At 39.4% G+C, this 23252-nt stretch carries 29 protein-coding genes and 1 tRNA gene; 14 read left to right on the top strand and 16 right to left on the bottom strand.

Features of this window, described 5'->3' with window-relative positions:
* Positions 1-48 precede the first annotated feature (48 nt).
* The 3 genes from DYY67_RS00160 (at position 49) to DYY67_RS00150 (ending at position 2130) form a co-directional block, all read left to right on the top strand.
* Positions 49-579 carry a 4Fe-4S dicluster domain-containing protein gene (locus DYY67_RS00160; protein ID WP_166389730.1) on the top strand — a complete coding sequence of 177 codons (531 nt, stop codon included), beginning with the start codon at positions 49-51 and terminating at the stop codon, positions 577-579.
* A 118-nt stretch (positions 580-697) separates the two neighbouring features.
* Positions 698-781: transfer RNA gene (locus DYY67_RS00155), tRNA-Ser, on the top strand.
* Positions 782-885: 104 nt separating this feature from the next.
* Positions 886-2130 (top strand): tyrosine-type recombinase/integrase, encoded by a 1245-nt coding sequence (locus DYY67_RS00150; protein ID WP_166389728.1) that lies wholly within the window; start codon positions 886-888, stop codon positions 2128-2130.
* A gap of 327 nt (positions 2131-2457) precedes the next feature.
* On the opposite strand, the gene DYY67_RS00145 is transcribed toward DYY67_RS00150, so the two are convergent.
* Positions 2458-3456 (bottom strand): TFIIB-type zinc ribbon-containing protein, encoded by a 999-nt coding sequence (locus tag DYY67_RS00145; protein ID WP_166389726.1) that lies wholly within the window; start codon positions 3454-3456, stop codon positions 2458-2460.
* 73 nt (positions 3457-3529) lie between these two features.
* Between DYY67_RS00145 and DYY67_RS00140 the strand changes: the two genes are divergently transcribed.
* Together DYY67_RS00140 and DYY67_RS00135 are read left to right on the top strand one after the other, a co-directional pair.
* Positions 3530-4135 carry a hypothetical protein gene (locus tag DYY67_RS00140; protein ID WP_166389724.1) on the top strand — a complete coding sequence of 202 codons (606 nt, stop codon included), beginning with the start codon at positions 3530-3532 and terminating at the stop codon, positions 4133-4135.
* A 71-nt stretch (positions 4136-4206) separates the two neighbouring features.
* Positions 4207-4659 (top strand): GNAT family N-acetyltransferase, encoded by a 453-nt coding sequence (locus tag DYY67_RS00135; RefSeq protein ID WP_166389722.1) that lies wholly within the window; start codon positions 4207-4209, stop codon positions 4657-4659.
* On the opposite strand, the gene DYY67_RS00130 is transcribed toward DYY67_RS00135, so the two are convergent.
* Positions 4631-4858, bottom strand: coding sequence for a hypothetical protein (locus DYY67_RS00130; RefSeq protein WP_166389720.1), 228 nt, complete (start codon positions 4856-4858; stop codon positions 4631-4633). The two genes, DYY67_RS00135 and DYY67_RS00130, sit on opposite strands and share 29 nt — an antisense overlap.
* A 306-nt stretch (positions 4859-5164) precedes the next feature.
* Between DYY67_RS00130 and DYY67_RS10040 the strand changes: the two genes are divergently transcribed.
* The gene (locus DYY67_RS10040) at positions 5165-5947 is read left to right on the top strand and encodes a hypothetical protein (RefSeq protein WP_168711803.1); all 783 of its coding nucleotides are present in this window, start codon (positions 5165-5167) and stop codon (positions 5945-5947) included.
* Positions 5948-5981: 34 nt separating this feature from the next.
* Entirely contained in the window at positions 5982-6854 is an 873-nt protein-coding gene (locus tag DYY67_RS00120; RefSeq protein WP_166389718.1) for a ParM/StbA family protein, read from the top strand.
* On the opposite strand, the gene DYY67_RS00115 is transcribed toward DYY67_RS00120, so the two are convergent.
* Both DYY67_RS00115 and DYY67_RS10180 read right to left on the bottom strand, forming a co-directional pair.
* On the bottom strand, positions 6814-7113 hold the full coding sequence (locus tag DYY67_RS00115) for an AbrB/MazE/SpoVT family DNA-binding domain-containing protein (RefSeq protein WP_166389716.1): 300 nt from the start codon (positions 7111-7113) through the stop codon (positions 6814-6816). The two genes, DYY67_RS00120 and DYY67_RS00115, sit on opposite strands and share 41 nt — an antisense overlap.
* A gap of 482 nt (positions 7114-7595) precedes the next feature.
* On the bottom strand, positions 7596-7724 hold the full coding sequence (locus tag DYY67_RS10180; RefSeq protein WP_255492549.1) for a hypothetical protein: 129 nt from the start codon (positions 7722-7724) through the stop codon (positions 7596-7598).
* A gap of 500 nt (positions 7725-8224) precedes the next feature.
* Between DYY67_RS10180 and DYY67_RS10045 the strand changes: the two genes are divergently transcribed.
* The 3 genes from DYY67_RS10045 (at position 8225) to DYY67_RS00085 (ending at position 13213) form a co-directional block, all read left to right on the top strand.
* Positions 8225-11533, top strand: coding sequence for an Ig-like domain-containing protein (locus DYY67_RS10045; RefSeq protein ID WP_178084783.1), 3309 nt, complete (start codon positions 8225-8227; stop codon positions 11531-11533).
* An 8-nt stretch (positions 11534-11541) separates the two neighbouring features.
* Entirely contained in the window at positions 11542-12603 is a 1062-nt protein-coding gene (locus tag DYY67_RS00090; protein WP_166389714.1) for a pentapeptide repeat-containing protein, read from the top strand.
* 154 nt (positions 12604-12757) lie between these two features.
* Positions 12758-13213: a hypothetical protein gene (locus tag DYY67_RS00085; protein ID WP_166389712.1), complete on the top strand. Its 456-nt coding sequence runs from the start codon at positions 12758-12760 to the stop codon at positions 13211-13213.
* 91 nt (positions 13214-13304) lie between these two features.
* On the opposite strand, the gene DYY67_RS00080 is transcribed toward DYY67_RS00085, so the two are convergent.
* Entirely contained in the window at positions 13305-13445 is a 141-nt protein-coding gene (locus DYY67_RS00080) for a hypothetical protein (protein ID WP_166389710.1), read from the bottom strand.
* 254 nt (positions 13446-13699) lie between these two features.
* Between DYY67_RS00080 and DYY67_RS00075 the strand changes: the two genes are divergently transcribed.
* Positions 13700-14059, top strand: coding sequence for a hypothetical protein (locus tag DYY67_RS00075; protein WP_218584668.1), 360 nt, complete (start codon positions 13700-13702; stop codon positions 14057-14059).
* A 16-nt stretch (positions 14060-14075) separates the two neighbouring features.
* Here DYY67_RS00075 and DYY67_RS00070 read toward each other — a convergent pair whose 3' ends face one another.
* Entirely contained in the window at positions 14076-14351 is a 276-nt protein-coding gene (locus DYY67_RS00070; RefSeq protein WP_166389706.1) for a winged helix-turn-helix domain-containing protein, read from the bottom strand.
* 247 nt (positions 14352-14598) lie between these two features.
* On the opposite strand from DYY67_RS00070, the gene DYY67_RS00065 reads away from it, so the two are divergent.
* A complete protein-coding gene (locus tag DYY67_RS00065; RefSeq protein WP_166389704.1) occupies positions 14599-15024 on the top strand; it encodes a response regulator in 426 nt (141 codons plus the stop codon).
* A gap of 551 nt (positions 15025-15575) precedes the next feature.
* Here the strand turns inward: DYY67_RS00065 and DYY67_RS00060 are convergent.
* Complete coding sequence (locus DYY67_RS00060; protein ID WP_166389701.1) at positions 15576-15851, bottom strand: DUF4364 family protein; 276 nt, start codon at positions 15849-15851, stop codon at positions 15576-15578.
* A gap of 260 nt (positions 15852-16111) precedes the next feature.
* Here DYY67_RS00060 and DYY67_RS00055 point away from each other — a divergent pair, with 260 nt between their 5' ends.
* Both DYY67_RS00055 and DYY67_RS00050 read left to right on the top strand, forming a co-directional pair.
* The gene (locus DYY67_RS00055) at positions 16112-16555 is read left to right on the top strand and encodes a spherulation-specific family 4 protein (protein WP_166389699.1); all 444 of its coding nucleotides are present in this window, start codon (positions 16112-16114) and stop codon (positions 16553-16555) included.
* Positions 16513-18102 carry a hypothetical protein gene (locus DYY67_RS00050; protein WP_166389697.1) on the top strand — a complete coding sequence of 530 codons (1590 nt, stop codon included), beginning with the start codon at positions 16513-16515 and terminating at the stop codon, positions 18100-18102. Before DYY67_RS00055 ends, DYY67_RS00050 begins: the two co-directional genes overlap by 43 nt.
* Here the strand turns inward: DYY67_RS00050 and DYY67_RS00045 are convergent.
* The 9 genes from DYY67_RS00045 to DYY67_RS00005 all read right to left on the bottom strand — a co-directional run.
* A complete protein-coding gene (locus DYY67_RS00045) occupies positions 18091-19173 on the bottom strand; it encodes a sensor histidine kinase (protein ID WP_166389695.1) in 1083 nt (360 codons plus the stop codon). The two genes, DYY67_RS00050 and DYY67_RS00045, sit on opposite strands and share 12 nt — an antisense overlap.
* Positions 19170-19388, bottom strand: coding sequence for a hypothetical protein (locus DYY67_RS00040; RefSeq protein WP_166389693.1), 219 nt, complete (start codon positions 19386-19388; stop codon positions 19170-19172). The genes DYY67_RS00045 and DYY67_RS00040 overlap by 4 nt, the downstream gene beginning before the upstream one ends.
* 9 nt (positions 19389-19397) lie before the next feature.
* Positions 19398-20129, bottom strand: coding sequence for a GvpL/GvpF family gas vesicle protein (locus tag DYY67_RS00035; RefSeq protein WP_166389691.1), 732 nt, complete (start codon positions 20127-20129; stop codon positions 19398-19400).
* Positions 20126-20602, bottom strand: a complete 477-nt coding sequence (locus DYY67_RS00030; protein WP_166389689.1) for a gas vesicle protein K — start codon at positions 20600-20602, stop codon at positions 20126-20128. The genes DYY67_RS00035 and DYY67_RS00030 overlap by 4 nt, the downstream gene beginning before the upstream one ends.
* Positions 20603-20608: 6 nt before the next feature.
* On the bottom strand, positions 20609-20872 hold the full coding sequence (locus tag DYY67_RS00025) for a gas vesicle protein (protein WP_166389687.1): 264 nt from the start codon (positions 20870-20872) through the stop codon (positions 20609-20611).
* Complete coding sequence (locus DYY67_RS00020; RefSeq protein WP_166389685.1) at positions 20862-21113, bottom strand: hypothetical protein; 252 nt, start codon at positions 21111-21113, stop codon at positions 20862-20864. The genes DYY67_RS00025 and DYY67_RS00020 overlap by 11 nt, the downstream gene beginning before the upstream one ends.
* 21 nt (positions 21114-21134) lie before the next feature.
* Positions 21135-21341: a gas vesicle protein GvpJ gene (gene gvpJ, locus DYY67_RS00015; protein WP_166389809.1), complete on the bottom strand. Its 207-nt coding sequence runs from the start codon at positions 21339-21341 to the stop codon at positions 21135-21137.
* Positions 21342-21481: 140 nt separating this feature from the next.
* Positions 21482-21850, bottom strand: coding sequence for a response regulator (locus DYY67_RS00010; protein WP_166389683.1), 369 nt, complete (start codon positions 21848-21850; stop codon positions 21482-21484).
* Positions 21851-21899: 49 nt separating this feature from the next.
* A partial coding sequence (locus tag DYY67_RS00005; protein WP_166389681.1) for an ATPase domain-containing protein occupies positions 21900-23252 on the bottom strand: 1353 nt, incomplete at its 5' end.

The following is a 23252-nucleotide window of genomic DNA, read 5'->3' as shown; positions in this document are numbered from 1 at the left end:
ACTAACTTTGTCTAGGTTTAAATAACATATCCTGTGACAAAAAACCATATGCCAATACCCGAAGACTTTCCAAAAGGATACAAACCAATTGGAAAAATAGATCAATCAGACGGTCACTTTCACTTCAGATGGGGTCCTGGTAGATTAGCCGAAGCATCAAAAGATGAAAATTGTATAGCGGCATTCAAGGCCAGGGGTGAAAAGATAGAACCAGTAGGTGTCAGTGGCACCATGGTCGCAGTAGATTGGGATTCTTGTGTTGCTGATGGTGCATGCATAGAGGCTTGTCCAGTACAAGTTTTTCAGTGGTATAGAACAGAGAAAGACATCCCGGCAAAAAAAGCAGTAGATATTGCAATGGCTGGAACTGGTAGTTCAGTAAAAGAAGAACGAAAGGACTACACAGACAAGGCTGATCCAATAAGAGAACACGACTGCATTTGGTGCATGGCATGTGTTTCAGTTTGTCCTCCACAGGCAATCAAGGTAGATCAATCTAACCTAGAACACCATGAAAAGGCAGCAGGAACCTTTACTAAAATGGAGACCGGTTCTGCTAATCCACACGCACACCACTAGAATTTTTCGTCTTTTTTATTTTTCTTACTTGCTATGGTATATTGTACAAATACTTGTTATTTGCCAGATAATGTTTGTTCTTAAACAAATTTTAACAAGTCTCTTCTGAAAAAGTATTGCAGAGGTCGCCTAGCCCGGCATGGCGTGGGCCTTGAGAGCCTATGTGCGCAAGCACCCGGGGGTTCAAATCCCTCTCTCTGCGCTATACTCTACTATGAAACCCCACAATGAACAAATTCTTCGTAAATTTTGGTCACAATACTTGTGTTCTTTTTTTAATTTTCTTTGTTGCCTTGAGTTGGTATTATGACAAAAACAACACTAGATATTCATAATACAAAGTATAGGCTTGAACAAGCCAGAACCAGGTTTTGGAAAAGATTCAGACCAGAAAATGCTAAGGTCGTGTGTGGTTTTTTAGATCGGCTAAGGCTTGAAAACAAGTCCCATGGAAGAATAGCTAACTATGCTGAGTGCTGCCAGCGAATATTGCAGATCAGAGATGACAAGAACATATCCGAATGGACCAAGAAAGAAATTGAAGCAATACACAAAACAATAGCCGATGCAGATTATGAAAATTCAACCAAGAAAGACACTCTCACAGCTTTGAAGCGATTATATCATTACGCAAAACACGATGAAATTGCTGACAAATCAAAAGACCGAGATTATGATCCGAATGTATCTTGGATTTCTCCAGGATCATTTCATAACAAGTACGAGACTATACAAGCCAAAGATCTTCTTACCGATGAAGAAATTCTAAATCTCATCCAAGCTGTGAAAAAAATCGGCGGCAGGTATGTTAAAAGAAATATTGCAATGCTATTTTGTCTCTTTGAAGGTTCCTATAGGCCAGGTGAGCTGCTTGTGATAAAAATGGATGGAGTTACATTCAACACAGATTTTGTTAGGGTCCACACAACGGGAAAAACAGGACCCAAGTCGCTGGCACTAGTTGCTTCATTTGTTACACTGAAAGAATGGATTGCAGAACACCCCAAAAGCGATGAACCAGATGCTTATCTCTGGTTTCATGACAACGAGGCTGGTGTCATAACATATCTTCAATTCTATAATCTGATTGCAAAATCTAGAAAAATTGCTGGAATCAAAAAACGAATCTGGCCTTATCTTTTCAGACATTCTTCATTGACCTATTACTCTAAGCGGCTAGGAAATGTGGCAAAACTCTACGGTAACTGGAGCCACTCAAGTCATATGCTGTCAAGATACGAACATCTGGCAAGTTCAGATCAAGAAGACGCCATTCTGAAACTTTATGGTCTTAAAAAAGAGGATGACTCTAATTCAATTCTATTTTCAAAGATATGTTCAAGCTGTAAAGAGCGAAATTCTGCAGACAAATCTCACTGTATAAAATGCGGTGTTATATTATCAAAGGATCTTGCCCAAGAACGGGAGGTAAAAAAGCTGAATAAAAGCAGGAGGATTGAAAAGAATTTTAGCTTAACAATTACGGAACTACAAAAAGCCATATTGGAGCAACAAGGGAAGCTTGATGAACTACTCAAAGAAATAAACTAGCTTTTCTCCCTCAGAGTTTTCTCAAGTTTTAAGAGGCATTGTAGCATCTTCTCGTTTTCAGATTTGAGCTGAATGATAATGTCTCTTGGAATTGTTATTGTCTCTTCGCTCATGTATGGTATCACATAATGATAAAATTAAAAGAAATTTTTCCATGGTACCATGAATGCAGTTTTGTAACCTGCATGTAATCATGTTTTTAATTTCATTTTTTGTGATTATAATGGTACCATATGTGACACATGTTTTGCCTCAGATAATGCATGGTTCCATGACAGAATCACAAAAACTCAAAATTAAAAAAGCATTTTGCGAAAAATCACAAAACTAGACTTTCTTTTGGCCTATCTTGCGTTGCTGTAAGATGCATGCCCTCCATCTTCCGGTACAATTGTCTTTATGTCTTGCTACAATTCGTGACACGATATCTATTCTCTCTTTTTTTGCAACCTCGATTCGTGGATATCTCTTGATTATCGCATTAGGTATATCACAGTGGATGCATGGGCCCCTCTCCTGACTCTCTAATTCCTCCCCTTTTGCAGCAGAACAGTCAACTATTGCATCTTCAAGTCTTGCAGACCGCCTCACGTACTGTTTTCTTTTGTCAATATACTGGTGGTAGGGGACGCTGCTGTGGTATTCTCTATGATGCCTTTTTGCCTTATAATTTGGAATCTCGACCCTACAGAGATTGCAATGCCCGATTCTTCCTTCCTTTCTGTTTTTTCCTATCTGGTTACCGCGCCCAGAGATGTTTTGTGGCCCTTCTCTCCTATGGCGTATCTTTACGTGCAACAGGTCAAGCTTGAAATATTTTTTCAGTTCTGGATACTTGGCAAGCTTGACTCTTAGAAACCTGCGAATTATCTTCAGTAAATCAAGTTCTGCCTGTCTTTGCCCTGTAGCTTCTGTCATGTTTTTGGCACGTCTCCTGAGAATCTGTAGATCACCCTTTTTCAGACCGTCGTCATATGTGGGATATGTAACGGTATCATAAAGCTCGGTTATGTGCGATACTGCGGCTTGTTCATGCTCTGCCTGTTCTCTGTCGTACTTTGAGGCAACAAGAAGATCTGACCTGACACGGCTATCTATCCTATTTTTAGCATAATCCACACTTGAAAAGGTAGATCTTCTGTCAGAGCCTAGGCGGTATACCGTGACATTCAGTGGTTTATTCTCACTCGCATGGACTGGTTCTGTCTCTGTAAGGGGCAGGACAAGACCGCATCTTCTGCACCCAAGTTCCCTGTTTGCAGGATCTTCTATCATCTTGTCAATGCCACAGCCCGGGCAGATGGTATCAGGATCAAAGAATGTCATCTCTTACACCTTAATATGATATACATGTATATTCTATATAAGACTTAATATACATGTATATTGTAATATGCTTGTGGACAAGACTGTACAGATCCTAATCGAGTGCCACGATGGAAGAAAACAGGACATGATATCGCGCAGTCTTGGGTGGAAGGAAGGGGCAACAGGAACCGCAATCAGGCGCCTGGTCGAAAAAGGTCTGCTGGAAAAGACAGAACGCGGAACCTACAGGACCACCGAGAAGGGTAGTGACTATATTGCACAATGCATGAAAGACTATGAGGAACAAGAATCAAGGCGGATTGACTTTATCGTCTATAATGCATACCGTTTTCCTGAGAGCGTACTGCAAAGCTCGACTCCATATATATCGATGTTCACAGGAATAATAGATCTGTTACATATTGACAAAAGTACACGGGCAATACTTGGAAACATAAAAAAGATCTACACAAACGCAGTTGATGCACACCTGAAAGATGAGCTTGTAATAGCTGCCATGTGGGCAGATCATGCCAAACCTGTCTGTATACGCCACAAGTTTGACTATGCAAAAAGTTATGACGCATATGCATCAGAGAAGATACAAAGTCTCTGCAGCAGGGAACAGTTGTTTACAGTATTGCATAGATATTCCAGAGTAAGCTTGTCACTGAAACGATACTGGATTAAAAAATAGATTGGCATGACGGTAATGGTATAACATGACAGAAGATTCAAAACTATGTAATACAATCTTGAGGGTGGGTCATGCCAGAGCAACCTGAACTTCCACATGGATTTAGGTACATCAGACATACTGACACCAAAAGATCTCTCAAGTCTTTTGTACCAGAGATGGACAGGTACACACTTGAATATTACTATCAATGGAGCCTTGAACCCAACTCCCTTGTGGTACTAAGGGAGGTTGAGGAAAAGATAGCTGCAGTAGCCCATGTTACCATACATGATGATCATGTAATGCTTGAGATGCTGGTGCGAAACAAGATTCATTCATACCATGGCTCTGCAGGAGACCTGGTGATTCTTGTTGAAAAGCTGATAGCTCCGCATTATGGAAAAAACGAGATACGCCTTGAAGCTTTGAATCATATAGTTTCCTACTATGGTACAAGAGGATACGAGATTTATGGCAAATCATACCGTGACGTTACCTGGGAAGATCTGACACCTATGAGGAAACGGCTAGGCTCTTCTTAGAATCTTTGAGGCGCTTGGGATTTGCTGCATAGACTCCTGCGTCTGGCTCGGACCTTATCTCGTTGATGTATCTCATTATTACAGGATGCTCCTTGAGGTATGTCTCTATCTGACGTGACACGCTTGTACCGCTGTCAAGTGAGGCCCGTATCAGCGCAGAATGCAGCTCGGGCGAGATGGAGACGGATATTTTTTCCATACTCTAGTATGACTCTGGTAGGATATAAAAGTAGGGATAAACCAAACAAAAACGAGACGTGTGTTAGGAATCGATCAATAAAATTACAAAACTGATCCTTTTTCTCTTTTTAATTTCTGGCAGATTGTTTCCAGATTGATATAATGTATTTTATCAGGAAGATAAAGAAGACAAAAAAGAGTACACGCAAGAGCTCGTTTATCATATCCTTTCCAAAAAAGCTACAACAAAAGGTAGAGACGCATAATGACGAGATATCAAAAAGGCTTGAGAACTTTGCAAGGTTTCGTTACTTTTACTGATAACATGGAAGGCTCGAGATGTTTTCTGCTCAGTATATGGAGCAGCGAGCTGCAGCCAAACTCTATACACGACAAGAAAATTACAACAACCATACAAAGGAGCGGCAGGACAAGCAGATATGTAATCATACCAAAGAAGGTGTGCTACAAGTACGGATGGGGAACTGGGACCGAGCTTGTAATAGGGCTTGATTATGACATGGACGAATATGTGCATGGTACAATATACAAAGACGATGATTTTGTGCCAGTAGAGGGCAAACAACCGCAGGCCTGTGTGATAAAGTTCCAAAGGTATCAGGACATGAAAAAGCTCTACCAGAAGAAGCTTGCAAAGAAAAAGGAAGATCTTGCAAGACAGGAAAGCGATGCATACTGGAATACGCGCAACAGGCCTTCCTACTATGATGTTATCATGGACAGGATAGGGTATGAAAGAAAACACGTGCACAAGCTTGTCTGGAACCGCTTATTCCAAATGAACCTTGTTGCGGTATCATACACTGACTTTGTAAAGCTTCGAGCAACGATGGAAAGGGAGAAGAAGAAAAAGAGGAAACAGTTTTTACAGAAAAGGTATGGCAGCCGGGCAACATGGCGCTACAGAAGAGATCTTGTCAGGTATGGTAAAAGACACGGATACGATTATGATGCACGGATGGAAAACATGCTTGATGACCCTGATGCATACCGCGAGAACATGCTTGACGATCCCCAAACCTATGGCAAAAATGAGATGAACAATGCTGACGGATACAACGAGGACGAGCTTGACAATCAAGACTGATTTTTTAATTTTGATACCATTGCATTGAGATACAATGGTATATGAAACCAACAATGGAGTAATTGCAATAGACGCTGGAACAGGATTTGTAAAGTGTGTCTCTGCACACATGCGGGCATCATTTCCTTCCATATGCGGAATCAGGAGGCTGAACAGCTGGGAGAGTAGCAAGGAACGAACGGCTGAATCAGTAGGGTATGAAGCAGCAAAGATGGCAATATATCCTGATGCGGTTCTGGTGCGGGCAGTACTTGAAGGCAGGATGGTACAGGAGAAGGCCTTTGTAGCTGTAATAAAACAAGCAGTAAGGGAGCTTGGATGCGAGAGAGAACTTGGCTCGCTCTTGATTGTAATGGGACTACCATATGGCGCATCATTGCAGAAAGGCCATCTTGAGAAGATCATAGAGCGAAGCTTAAAGCCGCGAAAAGTACTTGTGATACCTCAATCAATAGGCACCTTACTTTCCGAGGATGCAAGGACTGGCATTGTACTATCAATCGGACAGGGAACAACAGAGCTTGTGCTCTTTGAGGACCTAAAACCAGTTGCCGGAGTGTCGATTCCACAGGCCTGCGACTATCTGTATGATGGCGAGCTAGATTACATCGAGCACGAGAAAAATAAGATAGACAAGAAGAGGATTGATGCACTGGCTGCAATTCTTGCAAACAGGCTTGCAGTCTTTAAGACAAGACTGGACAGGCAGTACGAGATCTATGTATCAGGCGGAGGCGCGCTCATTGCAGGATTGTACGAGTCTCTGCAACAAAAGGTACCAGACAGGCTAAGAATAGCAAAGGACCCAGTATTTTCAAATGCGGCAGGGCTCTACAAGCTTGGTCAGCTGATATCGTCGCCATCATCTAGTACTGAAGGTCAGCAAGGGATATTCCGTCCACAATGATCTCTTTTTCTTTGCTTCCATTTTCTTTTTTTGTGGATTCAATTGTTTCAACAGTATTATTATCATTACACATGGCATCCTCAAGAGACTTGATGTCTCTTGATACGACAAACTTGCAGCCTTCAAGCTTGAAGTAGAGTCTCGTATTTTTTTCTATCTGTAAAGCTTTGCAGATCTTTTTTGGTATTGTAACCATAAGTGAATATCTGGTTTGATGACCCAGTCGCATTGCATGTCTTTCATAAATTTTCTGTGTCATGATGTATTATGATGCAATCACAAGAAATTAAAAATGGTCTTGTAAAATCATATGGTTTTTTGCTGCTAAAATCATATGATTTTCTTGGTTTATGTTGTTACTACACAAAGCTTTGAGAACGACTACACAATGAAACTGGCAAAAGTAGGTAAGGAAATCAGATATCCACGAATAACCCATGCGTAAAAATTTCCTTGTTTTTGACTAAAAACCACGTTACCGCCATATTATACGTATTTTCTTTTTTCTTTTCTTTTTTCTTTCTGTAGCTTGCGCAGCATCTTACTTTCTCTCTAGTTTTCTGTTACTTGAAAACCATATAGTTTTTAGACTATGATCTTTTTGCTGTTTTGATTATTATTTTAGATCTCAATCCTCTGTAGTTTTTCATCGAGTCTGTTGTAATAGAATCATAAATTTCATTCAACACCCTTTCTTTTGTGATACCTTGTAATACTCTTCTCCGTTCTCTCTAACAATTTCTAAATGCTCTCCACTCTGTCGTATTTTACATTCAAGACTTTGTGTATCTCATAACTGCTTGTAGACCTTGTTACATGCATGACATGCAAGCTGTTAATTCCATCTGATGGTATCACTGCATGTATCATTGCATGCATCTTGACATAAATCGAACAATCTCTTCTGGACTGAACCTTGCGCTCCGGTGCAATATCTCTGCAGCCTTTGGATTTCTCATGTTGGAAACCATCTCTTGCACATCAAGTATGCATCTTCCATATATCAGATTTCCAAAAAGGGTCGTAGTGTAAACCGATTCACTATGAGTTTTTCTTCCTGTTGTATATTCAATTTTTTCCACCAGGTTCAGGTCTACCAGCTGTCTCAATCTTGTATAGTACTGTTTTTTTGTCAGACCTCTAGATCATACAATATCCTATATGAAAAATATCACAAAAACAAAAAATACCTCGATGGAAAAGAGTTACAGAAGATTCCTACGCAACTCTTTTAAATTATTGGCAGAGGTATTCGATTCATAATTGAAAGTATTCATATCTCTACGAGAGAGTTTCACGTGTTGGAAAATCAACACTATGAGAATCTCGAGTTATTTCATATGCGCCGTATCTTGGGAAGAACCGTGGTCATGAACAAAACTCTGATCATTACAATATTTGGAATCTCTTCATTTCTGATGTTCTTTACAACCTATGATGCCGCCGCTACCGACTTTATAATATCTGACGACTCGGGAGGCCAGACAACATGTCTTACGCTGCATGGGGTTTGGAGCTCTGATGGAAACAAGACTACATGCTCAATCAGCACTAACATCTCACTTGATCAAAACGATTCTGTTACTATAGGAACAGATGTAACACTTGTAAACAATGCCAACATGAGTGACCATGCCACCATAATCAACATGGGAACGGTAATCAATAACGGACAACTTGCAATAATTGGCACAAATTCAGAAAACGGTCAGGGAGGAACTGTAACTAATTTTGGTGCAGTTGACAACAAGGGTGTTCTCTCATCAACTGGCTCATCAGGCGCAATCTTAAATGAATACTCGGGAACCGTGACAAATGAGGGTGCTCTCAAAATTGATAACTTTCTTGACAACAGCGGTGGACTTGTCCTAAACCAACAAGGAGGGACACTTGCAAACCTTGGCATAATAGAAATTGATAGTGGAACCTTTGACAACAAAGGCTATTTTGCAAACACAGGACTTCTATCACTACCACATGAGATATCAAACTATACTGCACTTGATAACGTTGGAACGGTAACACTGCTTTCCAACATGGTCATAAACTCAAGCGGTGTCCTTGTCATAGGCAGTGGCACCGTCCTTGATATCAGTCCTGACATAAATATGACAAACTCGGGAAACATTACCAATACAAACACAATCACAAACTCTGGCATAATTGAGAACAAGAACATTTTAGAAAACGATGGAAATGTATTGGACAACTGCGGATCAACTTTTGCAAGTACTGGAACTCTGAAAGGAAATCCGCCAACACCTAGATGTACTACCATAGTTAACCTAACGCCGAATCCCGCCTCTGCACCTTTAAAATCACCAATAACATTTACTGCGATGATCTATGACGCAAATGGCACCAAGACCAAACCCTCAGGCTCCGTGGCATTTAACGATGGAAATTCTGGCGGCTCGTTTGGCTTTACAGCATGTTCTCCACAAAACAATGGGTCGCTTGCATGCAGTGCAGTTTACACAACGCCTTCTGTGTCAAAATCAATAACCATTACTGCAAACTATGGCGATGACTTTGTGCACAAAGCAGGAACCGCAAACACAAGCCTTATCGTAAAATCGTCCACTAGTACTACCATGGTAGTCTCTGCAAACCCCTCAGTATCAGGTCAATATCTGACATTTACATCAACTGTATATCCTCCTTCGTCTGCAGGAACTGTCCAATTCCAAGTTGATGGGGCAAACGTGGGATTGCCAGTATCGCTAGTAGGAGAACAGGCAGCATGGAGCACATCGTCTCTTCCCGTGGGATTGCATGTGATAACAGCTGTCTACTCAGGAAACTCTAACTTTTTTTCAAGCACAGGCATTGTGACGCAGATAGTAAACCAAGCCAATGTTGCAACAATACTGCTATCATCCCAAAATCCATCGACATCGGGACAATCAGTAACCATGACTGCCACAGTTAACGCTGAATACCCAGGCTCTGGAACTCCGACAGGGACTGTAACGTTCTATGAGGACGGACAAAACATTGGTACTGATAATTTAAGTGGGCACACTGCGTCTGTTAATATGACTCCGTATGGCTCTCACACAATATCTGTAACATACTCGGGCGATTCCAACTTCAGAGTAGGATACTCTGCTCAGCTTTTACAGATGGTACGCCAGACAAGCACTGTTACTGTAACTTCATCGCAGAATCCGTCAGTATCGGATCGACCAATAACAATTACTGCAGCAGTATCTCCAGCATCACAGAGCTTAAACATACCAACCGGTAATGTGCAGTTTACAATTGATGGAACAAACTCAGGCTCATCTGTTGCACTGAGCGGAACAACTGCCTCACTTAACACCACGCTTTCAGGCGGCAACCACACCATAACTGCAACTTATCTGGGAGACTCGAGCTTTCTTTCAAGCACATCGCCTACACTTTTGCAGGTTACATTAGAACCTACAACTATGACAATATCATCCTCTCAAAATCCGTCTGTTGTTGGACAACAGGTATCTCTTACTGCTACCATTTCTGCAACTACCCCGGGAAGTGAAAACCCAACAGGTATAGTAACATTCTATGATGGCCAATCAATTATGGGGACAAGCACGATATCTAATGGTCAGTCTAGATTTGATACCTCGTCTCTCTCAGAAGGCTCTCACAATCTCAGCGTAGTCTATTCCGGGGATGAAAACTTTGACTCTAATACCTCAAACTCTATAACCCAAGTGGTTAATCCAACTCCAATACTTCCACAAAACTCGACTCTGCCACAAAACACGACAACCACTACACCTCCTCCTGCACAACAAAACCCTTCAAACACTCAGACCACTACACCTACACAGAGCACAGCAACTACCCAAGACCCTACGAAGACAGCGCAGCCTCCAATTATAATGGAACAAAATTCCCGTCATCATCCTTTTTGGCATAGACATCGCGGACAGGAACAGAATTTTGTGAATGACAACGGATGGACTAATGGTATCACAAACAACCCAAACAATCCAGACTCTGAATTGCAACAACAGTGGCAGACATGGGGTGAGGATAATAAAATTTCCAACGGTCCAAACAATCAAGATCCTACCGTAAGTCAACAACAAGAACAGATCTCTGTTTCACAACAGGAAGAACAGCAGCAAAAACAATCATCTACACAAGAATCTTCGTTTGAACAACAAAATCAACAACTATCATCTCAGCAGCAAGAACAGATTCAATCATTGCAACAATGGCAGAAATTAGAACACAAGCACGGACCATATCATGGATGGGAGTTACAACGGGAACAATCTTTGCAGCAATTGCAACAACAAAATGTACAAGACACTTCTCAGCAACAGCAGCAGCAACAGCAACAGCAACAGCAACAGCAGCAACAGCAACAGCAGCAACAGCAACAGCAGCAACAGCAGCAACAGCAACAGCAGCAGCAACAGCAACAACAACAGCAACAGCAACAGCAGCAACAACAACAGCAACAGCACAGCAGCAACAGCAGCAACAACAACAGCAACAACAGCAGCAACAGCAACAACAACAGCAACAACAGCAGCAACAGCAGCAGCAAAACGACCATGGAAATGATCACGGTTGGAGAGGAGATCACGGTGACCATGGAGGACATGACCATGGTGGACACTAGGCTGTTTAGCGTGAAAGTTTTGCATACGGTTAATTCAGATTGGAGGAAACTATGAAAAACATAATGAAATTCTCTCTTATACTGGTAATTTTGCTAGCAGTGTCCGTCTTCACCCAATCATCCTATGCATATTCTTCACAAAACGCAATCCTGCCTGATTCGGTAAAGAAAAATGCCAAGTTGTGGGTAAACGGTCAGATAAGTGATAGTGATTTTCTGAAAGTTTTACAACAACTTGTGAATAACGGAATGCTAGTTCTATCAACGCAAAACCACATCTCACAATCTTCGACCCATACTAATCAGAATTGCTTGAATGTGCCTACAGCTGGGATAAATTGGAGTGGGTGTGATCTCTCTGGAAGTGTCTTATCTGAAGTAAACCTTAGTGGTGCGGATCTTTCAGGTTCAATACTCAAGGGAGTAGACCTTTCAAAATCTGATCTCAGTGGTGCTGACCTCTCAGGGGCTAATCTCTATGACGCAAACCTAGAAGGTGCAAATCTTCAGGGAGCCAAGTTTTATGGAGCTAATTTCATGAATGCAAATCTTGATGGTGCAGTCCTAACAGATGCTAAATTTGCAGGGGCCAATCTTAATAATGCAAACCTGCCAGGAGTCAACCTGGCTTTTGAGAGTCTAGTTGACGTAAAACTAAGTGGCACCAATCTCAGTGGTGCGGATCTTTCTGGCGCTGATCTAAGCCGAGCATATATTGTCGACGCAAAACTAACTGGCGGCAGGTTCTATGGTACGAGCTTTGTTGCCGCAAATCTAAAGGGAACTGATCTGTCAAACTCGGAACTGGCAGGTGCAAACTTTTTCAACGCTAATCTGGTAGGTGCAAATCTAACATCCACTGATCTCCCAGATGTGAATCTTTCATTTGCTGACCTTACCGGAGCCAATATTTCCGACGCAAATCTTGTAGACTCAAAGTTGACATGGTCAAAGCTTGTGCAGGCAAAACTTGAAGGGTCTGACTTGTCAGGAATTGACCTTAGCAATGCAGATCTTACTGGGGCTGACCTAAAAGGTGCTGACCTTACAGGTGCTAAACTAGATAACGCAAAACTTGTCAATACAATCAGACAATGCCTCAACAATCCTATCTGCCTTGATTAAATGGAGATCACTGGACCTACTTTTAGACTCTGACCAAACTACACAAACTACAGAAGATTCAGCCCATACCAAGATAGACCATTAGGACCATGAAATAATCTGAGTGGACTTGTATAGAACAAAAAGCCATACTCATCGTGGCAAAAACCTACTCATGCTAGGTTTTGCGATGATCCTTGTGGTATCACTTGGCATATCGGCAAACGAAGCGTTTGCAATGGGACAGGCGCCATCAACATGCAACAATAGATATGATGGTACTATCACGGCCATGAAAATAACAGTAGGGTACAGGACATACAATCCAATGGCAAATCCAGAAGTATCCTTCCAACTGAAAAATGATAGGTCGTATACCGTGACATTTACCATTCACACACCAAGCCAGAGTTCTCAGAACAATACACTTGCCGGAGACACATGGTACGATACAAGCGCTCCAGGATATCAACTGGGCACATGTGTGAGCGGTGCGGCTCCAAACCAAGACATTACACTGACTGAAACTGAGAGCCATCCGGGCAACCTTGCACCTCAGACAACACAGAACGTAACATGGAACACTCTAGTACCAGGTCATGCAGCATATTGCATAAAATGGATAAACTAAGCCATTATCCAAAACCCTTTTTCCCATTTTTTAAATCAGTTTCTAACAACTCTGTAAAAGGTAATCAATATTCCAATACCGCATACAAGAATCATATCAACTGTGGGAAACTCTGGATATCTGGCAGGCCTGGCTGGGATCCTGTTACCGGACTGGGAACTCCAATAGCAGATAACCTGACTGCCGCGTTGACTGGAGGGTTATCATGCATCCAGCATTCCAGAATTTCCATTTACACAGGCAGTGCTTGTCTTATCAATTATAGCATTAATTGTATTGTACAATGTTAAACTATTAAGACAAGGAAAAAACCTGCAGTAAATTTTTCCGATTGAAAATCACATGTGTTGCAAGATAAATCATTGAATTTTTAATTGGTAATGTGAATGCAAACATGAATTAATTATGAATTCTTGTTTTTAAGGATCGAAAACCTAGAAGATTCTTGCATGGCACTTTAAATAAATTAACGCAGTGTAAAAAGATGTGACCAAAGACCATAAGATAATGCGATATTCAGAGGATATGATATGGATGATATGGTCAAAAGGAGAGATTTTTGCCGGAAATGACCCAGTTTTTTGGCGAAAAGATAGATTTGGAGCCTGGATCTTTCGTGGTCATTATGGAAGGACAGATTCAGAATATGGATGGGTGATTGATCCAATACGGCTATTATCTGACGGAGAAACAGTCGACATTTCAAATCTAGCTCCTGTCCACTGGGAAAACACAATAAAAGCAGGTGGTAATACTGAACGCCATGTAACCTCCACTGGCATTCATAATGAAAGGCCGCTGGAACCCAAGGCCATAGAAATACAAAATATGTGGAACTTGTACTAGTGCATTCTTCCAATATCTATTTTGAAAATTCCGGTGGTTTATTTAATTTTGAATTAAACATTTTACTAATTTCTCCATACATGCGCGTGAATTTCTTTCCTTCTTCAGTTGTTTTGTAGCGATGTATTTTTTCCTCGTATACCACCATGTTGTTTTCCATTAGAAAATTAACGTACTTTTTGGTAAGGGTGTAAGACAGATATGAGCCATACATGATCCTAGTTATGCTTGCACCAGAGTCTGTTGTTTGCAGGATGGCAGAAATAATTTCTGCCTTACTTCGATAAATCATACTTTATCATACAGTTCAGGTATTGTAAAGCAATTTGCAATAATCTTATAATGAATTCTTATAGAAATTTTATATTAAATACTGTTCTACGTGTGTTATTTGGATAATCTGTTCACTGACAAGTTTTTCAAAATTATTGTGTTGCAGTAGAATAATGATGTATGTTACTAAAGATTGCAATAGATAGATGAGTAATTATTAATAGATTGAAACAGTCCATACTTGTATATAAAAAGTGATAAAAAATATGACGTATTGTGAAAAGATAAAGTGTGTCAAAATATTGCTTGTAGATGAAGACGATAATCTTACTAAAAAGATTGAAAAGATTCTCGAAGAAAAAAACTTTGAGTGTGTTATATCTAATGAAATCAGCACCGGTTTATTGATGATACTTGAGCAGAAATTCGATATTGTCGTGCTTGATCTGAACATGTTTAAACCTCTTAGCAACGACATGATAGAATTTCTTGCTATCATTAGAAAACTAAACGAACAGAAACTAATCCTGACCACTAAATTACTTCTAAATAAGGACTTGATGTTGAAAATCATGAGAAATGGATTTGATGCTTTTCTAGTAAAGCCATTAAACATAGAAACATTCTGTGAGATAATAAACAGAAAAGATAGTCCGTCAGAGACAGGTGTAAACACTGCGTTTGATAATTGATTCTGAATGTAAATATATTACAAATCTCTGTAGGTATATCCGTCATTTTTAGTACAGAAGAATCTTACTTTAATAATAAATTGATGATCAAGTATTAGTAAGTATAGACCAAAAACATCCCAAAAAAAATAATGGGCGTTCGGCGGGTTCAAAAGACGCCATTGACATTATACAAGTGAAGAGTATAGCCAGGGCTTTTCTTCAACAACTGTATTCTACTATAATATTCAAAAATGCCGTTTTACAGGGAATGTCTGGACTGCAACAATGGATGTTGGGTTGGTAAGGGAGCGGATTATCCGTGTCGAGATAGATGCCTCAACAGGGATCATATTGGGATACTCGTAAATTGTTATAGAAAATTGTTGTACTAGTTTTTTATGGTATCTGTGTGAAGTATTGTGGATGCAAAAACAGCTCAGATTATAAAAGTTGACATTTAGGCAATTTTAAAAAAATCACAAATTCGATTCTTGGTACGCTGAGAATTAAAACGCAATAACCATCAGGATGTGGGCAAGCTATAATTTAAGGTTGAATAAAAAGTGGTTTTAAATTACTATCTTTGCCATTGCAACATCTTTTGAAGAGGCCAATTCTCCAATCTCTTCATACAAGTGCATCAATTTTCTACCCTTTTCTGTGATTCTATAGAGCTGAGTTCCCTCTTCGTATTTTATCATCTCGCCTTGTTCTAGATAAGCCAAGTATTCTTTTAGTTGTGTGTATGACAAATATGCTTGGTACATTATCCTTGTCTTTGTAGCGCCTGAACTCACAGAATCTAAGATCATTGATACAATCTCATTTCTACTACGATACTTCATAAGAACAGGTTCATACTGTGCTATAAAAGGGGATTGTAGGAATCTACTAGAAGATTGTTACATTTTTGTTCGATACCACGCACGAAAATTTAGCATGGACCAAGAAATTTGAAAAACTGATACAGAATTTTTCTATAGTAAATTTTTCCTATATTGAGATAATTGCTAGTCTCAATATGGTACAGTGTAAATCTATTGATAGTCATGTATTGGTTCAAGGGACATACTGTATTCCATAGAGATATCTGGTGTATGGGACAATGATATCTTCAAGAATTAACTTTGGCGTTTTTTCTTTATCGTGGATACTGATAATATCTGTGGTCTGTGTTGCTATCTTGTCTCATCCCCCGAGTGCAGATGCGATTCAGAAACCCACTGGAATCATAATTCCTCTTTATGTTTATCCTGGTCCATCGTGGGATGAGCTTGTAAAGGAAAAGGTTGCTCATCCATCAATTCCAATAATTGCAATAATAAATCCTGATAGTGGACCGGGAACACAGGATCCAAATTACAATACGGGCGTACAAAAGTTACAAAGTGCTGGAATCTCTGTCGTGGGTATGTATATACCAAAAATGTTGCATTTGACACAGTTACAAATTACATTGACAAATACAAAAATTGGTACAATGTTAACGGAATCTTCCTCGATGGAATGTCATATGTATCAGGAAATGAAGATTATTACAAACACCTAAGTAATTATGCAAAATCATTAGGTCTTTCACCTATCATTGGAAATCCAGGTACTGACACAATACCATCCTATGTTGGTACCGTTGATAATCTTGTAATATATGATAATTCTGGGTTGCCGTCAACTGACTTATTTGGTGGATGGCATACAAATTATGACAAGTCAAACTTTTCAGTTATTTCTTATGCTAATGATGGTATAAACAGTACATACGTTAAAAATATAATTCCATATGTCCAGTACATGTATATTTCAAACTCAACCATGCCGAATCCTTTTGATACTCTTCCCAGTCAACTAGATGATTTGTTAACAACCCTTGATAATGAACAGGATCAAAATGGAGTTTCTACACAACAGAAAATGGGAACAATAACAATTGATTTAATGTCTATTAATGGAGAAAGGGAAGACTACCATGGGGTTTCTCTGAAAATATATCATGACAACTCAGATACTTTATTTCAAACAATAAGTTCGATTACAGGAAATCCATATGATCTTTCTCTCCCTACAGGTCATATGTATAAGATTGAACTTTATGTGAGCGGCATGTATTCTGGCGTTCAGTACATAACACTTGATAGCGATAGCAACGAACTTCAATTCCACATACCGTCGCCGGGAAGTATTCTCTTTAATGTTGTCTACAATGACAGATCTACTCCGATAAATAATGCAACCATAATGGTAAGATCAAACAATGGCTCCTATCAGTATTGGACAAATAGTACCACAGATAATAATGGAAACAGCATTAGGTTTTGGTTACAGCCAACCATAACAGATGAGCAATATTATGTTGCAACTATATTGACCACAAATGGCTTGACCTATAGCTATCCATTTGATATCTTGCCTAGCATATCAACTAATGTTAAAATAGTCACACCGTGGCCAAGCAAACTGCCGATAATAACCGTCTCAGTTTACAAATCTAGTACACAGAAGATAACAAAATCCGATGGAAACTTTGCGGTGCAGTTGTATGACAGTGCAGGAAACAAAGTGGCAGAATCAAAAGTAGGTATAATTGGGGAGGTCCATTTTCCAGGTCTCGAAGCTGGCAGCTATGTTTTTCGTGTAATTGATTTGAATAATGCCACGGAATCGCAGTTGAGTGCAGATAAAATAATACTTGATGGAAACCAAACAGACGTTCAAATATTTACGAATACCACCACGGACAATATACCTACACTAGACAACGCATCTGTAGTGCCTGATCATATCCCCTCATGGGTACGAAACAGTGCAAAGTGGTGGGCAGAAAATCAGGTTAGTGACTCAGATTTCATATCAGGGGTTCAATATCTGATCCAGCAGCATATTGTGACGATCCCATCGGTACCACCTACATCCGATTCATCATCTATACCGATACCGCATTGGGTCAAATTAGATGCGGGGTTATGGGCTGAGGGACAAATATCTGATGATGATTTTATACGAGGTGTTCAGTATATGATATCAAATGGAATAATGAAAATATCAAGTGATTCAGTTCTGATGTTGGCTGATGAATTCTCTATAGTGTCAAACAGGTAAAGTAAAGAAAAAGATTGCCCCTTTTTCTGGTTCATTATTGTTTTCTGCCCAGATTTTACCGCCATGAGCTTCGATAATTCCCTTGCAGATGTAGAGCCCAAGTCCGGTTCCCTTGTCAGATTTTGTTACAAACTTGGAAAATAAAATTGAAAGTATCTGTGAATCTATTCCTCTTCCATTGTCTTTTACACTGACTAGTATGTCTTCGTTTCTATGTTTTAGGGTGACAATTATCTTACCAGCATTTGTAAATTTTATTGCATTGTGCAGTAGATTGGAAACAACCTGCGAGATTCTATCCTTATCTGCTTCTACCAGTACTTTCTTGGCATCTGTGTCGTAAAGTATCTTGATGTTTTTGTTCTCCATCTGAATTGATTCATCTCTAATGCAGGCAGAAATAACCTCGTTGAAATCAAAAGATTCTTTTTGAAGTGTAAGTGTTTTGCTTTCTAATCTGGTAACACTTAGTATGTTTTCCGTGAGACGCTGTAGTCTTTTTGCATTTCTTATTATTATTTTAATCTCTGGGTTGTCTCTACCAACAGTTTCTTCTAATATCTCAACATTTACCAGAATTGGCATGATGGGGGTACGTAATTCATGAGCTGCTATGTTGATAAACTCGGTTTGCATAACAAGCTGTTTTTGGATTGATTTGAAAAACTCTGATGTTAAAACTTTGGTTGCCTCGGTTCTAAGGGAGCCTGATATTATAGGATCACGAATTGCCTTTTTGAACATCTCTTCCCCACTCTGTGTATCCCTTAAAATCTGAATGAAATTCTCAAGTGCCTCAAGTCCTCTGTTGACCCTGATGTTTGCTTCTCTGAAAACTGCTTCCTGATTTAGCCTTGTTCTTATGCTGGCATGTCTGTTTTGAATTTCCAGAGTGGTCTGATTTAGCTTCTCTCTTACCTGTTCTATCTTCTCTGCTCTTTTTTGAATCATTTCATCGCGTGCAACAAATGCGTCTTTTTTTATCTTCTCAACCTGCTCTTTGATGAAAATCTGAATTTGTTTTACTTGGATGGCGTGAAGTACTGCTCTGTCTGACTCTTCAATTATCATCCTGAGATCCCCTTAAGTTCACGCAAGATCTCATTTTGTTTTGTGTTGTATGTTGTTTCATCAATTCGCCCTGTTTCATATTCAAGCCTAATCTTTAGCAACCTGGATTTCAATTGTCTGATCTCTTCTTTTGATTGTTGTTCTAAGGCAAGCTTATTACATTCATTTAAGATTGACTGGAATGTTAATTTCAAAATAAGAAAAGTTATGAGCATTTTATCTCCTCAACAAAATGAATATGGCGCCCATGGTCCGCTCAGGTGAAACGTAAAGCCTTGTGTTTCATATTTTGTCTTAAGTTGATCTAGTTTTTTGTGAAACAGACTAGATTCGTCTCGATTTACCAAATATGCTGCATTTAACACTATTTCATCAAAATCTGATTTTAAAAGACAACTATCCTTGGCAGTCTTGGCAAGATCTTCATGTATATGTCCGCTTAACATCTCGATTTTCTTGTATGTCTGATTTCTAATCGCCTCATCCATCTTCATCTTGAGAAAATATGCTGTTCCTTCTCCAGCTGAAGCCATCTCTTTTTTTAGTTTTTTAATCTCGGGAGTATTGTGAGATGCTAATTTAAGATTATTCAGGTTTGACTTGTCTATTATTATTTTCAATCCGTACTCGTCTTTATCTTTTAATTTTGTAATCTTTGATCTTAGATCCTTGTATGATTGAATTAGCATCTTTTTTACACCGTCATCGGATCTAAATATCGTTCCAAATCTTGCTGGCAAAATAGTGCCGTATGATCTTACCTCATCTATTATTTTTTGGTGTGAGGTTATGGCTTCAATCTCGGGTTTTATCTCCTTGAATGGAATGTTGCTTAATACGGCGCTGATGTCTTTGTAAGAAACGGCATATGTTTTCTTGCCAAACAATCCGATATTTCCAAAATTGCCGCCTTGTGCACCCTCTAGAATGCAGTAAAGATACTTGCCATCAATCATTGTTTCATCTTCGTTCCATCTGTAACGCTTGGAATGGCAGAAAGTGTTGCAAGAAGATCAAGGGCCACAAGGTCAATGTCTGCAACTGATACCGTTATTCTGCCCCCTATTACTGCGCCCTTTACTAGTAAACTATCAAGCACATCAACAAGTGATGTTCCCTTAAGCTGAGAATCTCTTGAACTTAGGACTCCCTTTAACGTACCCTCAAGCTCATCCGGCTTTAGTTCAAACTGTTCTGATATTTGTCCTACCTTCTCCTTTATCTGCATAAAGGCAAGCCCTAACCGCTCTACTTCTTCTTCGGATAAGGTTCCTAAATCTATCCTTCTTTGAGCTTGGCGCTCTAGAATTTGTCGTAATAGCTCAACTACCACCAGGACTAACTTTGCAAGACCTTTCTGGAGCTTATCCCCATCGAGATTCACTTTCTGTAGTGACTGTTCTTCGATTTGTATGTTAGATCCTTTCAACCAAGATCATCTCTTTGAACTTTTCAAGGGTACCTTTTTCACTGATACCTTTCTTGGTTGTGTCTGTTCCCATTTCTCCCAAGGAAGTTTTACTCCATATCGCTTGGCGGTTTCAAGTGATGCTATTACGAGATTTATTTTCAACGATAGAAGATCTACCCCTACGATTGATATTGTGATATCGCCTGTCAAAACTACCCCCTTGTCCAAAATTCTGTCAACAAGATCTACAATGGTAAGCTGTCGTGGGGAAAGTTCTTTAGACGACATTCTCTGTGTGTCCCTCTCGCCTCATCTTACAATACCCACAAATTCCAGTATCTTTAAACCAGTGTCTATCACAAAAACCATCTAAATATTCTTCAGTTCCTGTTTTTGATAGGTATGTTATTACAATATCAAGCGGAGTTCCACGTTGACATTCAGGACATCTTGTAAAGACCCATCCTGCACCCATTGCTTTTTTCAGACCCATGTCAGCGAATTTGCCGCAAACTAGACATACTGCCAATGCGTATCGATTTCCTGATTTTTATTTTTGTGGCAGTCCCGGTGGAGCCGCTAGTCCTAGTGCCGATGCATATCGTAAGAACGTGTCAATTCCTGATACAACAATTCTTGCCCTTATGACAAGAATTTCAATTCCTACAAGTGATACAGAGAGGTTTGCATCAATGACCAAGCCTTTGTCTAATACTCTATCTACCAGATCGTAAATGTTCAACATGGGTCTGTACATTTGTTGCTGTGACATTTTCTAGACTATTGCCATAGCAGATTATTAGATATAAGTCATTATGGTAAATTGTTCTATAACATTGTTCTATTTACAAAAAAACTGGGGTAAACATGTGGTCGGCATCCTTTTGTGGAAAAGAGCTATTTTTCGTTCAATTCGCCGTTTATGTGGGATATCAAATCACTAATTGTGATTGGTTTTCGTATGAAACACTTTACGTGCAAGTCTGGAAACATTTTTCTGAATTCATCATAATACACTTCAAAAGCAGTAAAAAAGCAGATCTTAATGCTGTCGTTTTTCTTAATAATTTCACGATAAAGCTCAAAGCCATTCATTTTTGGCATTCTAATATCAAGTAACAAGAGATCATGTGAACCTGGAACATACTCGTCAAGTGCCTTCACCGGATCATTATATGCAGTAACCTCAAATCCCTTCCTTGTCAATCCATTTTTTATAGATTCGGTAATGTCGTATTCATCATCGACTATCATGATCTTTTTCATAGCTTATTATTTCTCCAACTGAACATAAAAGTCTGTCCCATCATATCTCCTATACTACTGGTTCCAACTCTATTCCATTTCCTTTCTCTTGTGGTAGTTCAATCGCATAAAGCTGGGACCATGGTGTTTCTGACTGCAAAAATACGGTGCCGTCAATCTCAAGAATCGACAATCGAATGTCCGAGATTTCAGACAAGTGACTGTGTTTGTTAACGTGTGATCTTCTAGATATGAAAATAGACAAGTCAGAATTTGATTTAATCAGTCCAAAAAGGTCCAAGGTTTTTGAATCAGAATCTATTTTTGAAAACAAGTTTACAATATCGAATCCAAATATGCTTAGCAGATGTTTTTTGCGATATTTCTTTTTAATTGCTAGGATGGCATCTTCTATGGGTTTATGATGTTTTTTGTTTTTGGCTTGAGTATTTGGATTAATTGTATTTGAAAGTATTTTTACCAAATCTTTTTGGGCGCTAAATAATTTTTGATAGTGAGATAGCAATTCTAGACCTGATTTTTCGAATGGATGAAATAGAATCAGATTCTTAGTTGCAATAAAATTTGCAATAGTTTTGCTCAGAAACGCGAGTGCAATCTTGGCATTAATATGAAAATCAAGTTCGATGCTTATGATACTGTTTTTGGGAAAACCCCCTCCAAACACTTTGTCTAATTCCTGGTATCCAGTGGTAAAATAAGACTCATTATTTGACAGATCTTGTTTCTCTATATCTTTTGCTGAAGTAGGAAAATACATTGAATCTTCAAGTTTCCATGGCTGAAAATGTTCATAGCTATGGAACTGGCTGTTGTTTACCGAAAAGATGTAAGAGGGTTTGTTAATTCGCACTCCGCGTAGTTTGGACAAGAAGATCTCTCGTACAATTCTCTCGTTGTCCTGTCGCTGCCTGAGCTCGACTATGCCATCAACTAGAAAGTCAAATATCTTGTCTTCTGAATTCTCTGTTACAAAAATCATCCTTGCACCGGCACGCTCTCTCCATGTTTGAAGTACCCTCAAGTTATTCAACAGTGTCTCTTTATCCATCAAAAATCCAACTGCATCCCAAGTATCAATAATAATAGTTGGTGCCCTTACATCCATCAATTCATTTGTAATGCGTTCAAAAAGAGGGCCTGATTCGTCAAGCCGCGCGTCAACAAACATAGAACTATCCGTAGTATCAACTGATTCAGTTGGTTCTATCTTTTTTATTTGATTAAAGAATTTTGCAACCCATGGATAATACTGGAAAATCTGGTCCGGAGAAATTCTAGTCGAAATGTAAAGGCAGTTCTTATTTACTCCAAACTCTCGTAAAATACTTAGAGCAAGTGTAGTTTTTCCAGTACCAGTATTGCCTTTAATAATTAATGAATAAGTTTCTTGTTTTAGAAA

The sequence above is a fragment of the Candidatus Nitrosotalea sp. TS genome (assembly GCF_011319465.1).
Classification (GTDB): domain Archaea; phylum Thermoproteota; class Nitrososphaeria; order Nitrososphaerales; family Nitrosopumilaceae; genus Nitrosotalea.
Note: the sequence above shows the minus strand (reverse complement) of the source record. Positions and strands in the feature narration are given on the sequence as shown.

Bases quoted from the DNA above. Each gene is read 5' to 3' on its own strand.
- DYY67_RS00085 (WP_166389712.1), top strand. From the start codon at position 12,758: ATGCTAGGTTTTGCGATGATCCTTGTGGTATCACTTGGCATATCGGCA.
- DYY67_RS10045 (WP_178084783.1), top strand. From the start codon at position 8,225: ATGAACAAAACTCTGATCATTACAATATTTGGAATCTCTTCATTTCTG.
- DYY67_RS00010 (WP_166389683.1), bottom strand. From the start codon at position 21,850: ATGAAAAAGATCATGATAGTCGATGATGAATACGACATTACCGAATCT.
- DYY67_RS10180 (WP_255492549.1), bottom strand. From the start codon at position 7,724: ATGATACATGCAGTGATACCATCAGATGGAATTAACAGCTTGCATGTC.
- DYY67_RS00120 (WP_166389718.1), top strand. From the start codon at position 5,982: ATGGTATATGAAACCAACAATGGAGTAATTGCAATAGACGCTGGAACA.
- DYY67_RS00050 (WP_166389697.1), top strand. From the start codon at position 16,513: ATGTCATATGTATCAGGAAATGAAGATTATTACAAACACCTAAGTAAT.
- DYY67_RS00060 (WP_166389701.1), bottom strand. From the start codon at position 15,851: ATGAAGTATCGTAGTAGAAATGAGATTGTATCAATGATCTTAGATTCT.
- DYY67_RS00025 (WP_166389687.1), bottom strand. From the start codon at position 20,872: ATGTCGTCTAAAGAACTTTCCCCACGACAGCTTACCATTGTAGATCTT.
- DYY67_RS10040 (WP_168711803.1), top strand. From the start codon at position 5,165: ATGGAAGGCTCGAGATGTTTTCTGCTCAGTATATGGAGCAGCGAGCTG.
- DYY67_RS00045 (WP_166389695.1), bottom strand. From the start codon at position 19,173: ATGATAATTGAAGAGTCAGACAGAGCAGTACTTCACGCCATCCAAGTA.
- DYY67_RS00135 (WP_166389722.1), top strand. From the start codon at position 4,207: ATGCCAGAGCAACCTGAACTTCCACATGGATTTAGGTACATCAGACAT.
- DYY67_RS00145 (WP_166389726.1), bottom strand. From the start codon at position 3,456: ATGACATTCTTTGATCCTGATACCATCTGCCCGGGCTGTGGCATTGAC.
- DYY67_RS00070 (WP_166389706.1), bottom strand. From the start codon at position 14,351: ATGATTTATCGAAGTAAGGCAGAAATTATTTCTGCCATCCTGCAAACA.
- DYY67_RS00160 (WP_166389730.1), top strand. From the start codon at position 49: ATGCCAATACCCGAAGACTTTCCAAAAGGATACAAACCAATTGGAAAA.
- DYY67_RS00040 (WP_166389693.1), bottom strand. From the start codon at position 19,388: ATGCTCATAACTTTTCTTATTTTGAAATTAACATTCCAGTCAATCTTA.
- DYY67_RS00150 (WP_166389728.1), top strand. From the start codon at position 886: ATGACAAAAACAACACTAGATATTCATAATACAAAGTATAGGCTTGAA.
- DYY67_RS00065 (WP_166389704.1), top strand. From the start codon at position 14,599: ATGACGTATTGTGAAAAGATAAAGTGTGTCAAAATATTGCTTGTAGAT.
- DYY67_RS00035 (WP_166389691.1), bottom strand. From the start codon at position 20,129: ATGATTGATGGCAAGTATCTTTACTGCATTCTAGAGGGTGCACAAGGC.
- DYY67_RS00115 (WP_166389716.1), bottom strand. From the start codon at position 7,113: ATGACACAGAAAATTTATGAAAGACATGCAATGCGACTGGGTCATCAA.
- gvpJ (WP_166389809.1), bottom strand. From the start codon at position 21,341: ATGTACAGACCCATGTTGAACATTTACGATCTGGTAGATAGAGTATTA.
- DYY67_RS00130 (WP_166389720.1), bottom strand. From the start codon at position 4,858: ATGGAAAAAATATCCGTCTCCATCTCGCCCGAGCTGCATTCTGCGCTG.
- DYY67_RS00055 (WP_166389699.1), top strand. From the start codon at position 16,112: ATGATATCTTCAAGAATTAACTTTGGCGTTTTTTCTTTATCGTGGATA.
- DYY67_RS00080 (WP_166389710.1), bottom strand. From the start codon at position 13,445: ATGGAAATTCTGGAATGCTGGATGCATGATAACCCTCCAGTCAACGCG.
- DYY67_RS00090 (WP_166389714.1), top strand. From the start codon at position 11,542: ATGAAATTCTCTCTTATACTGGTAATTTTGCTAGCAGTGTCCGTCTTC.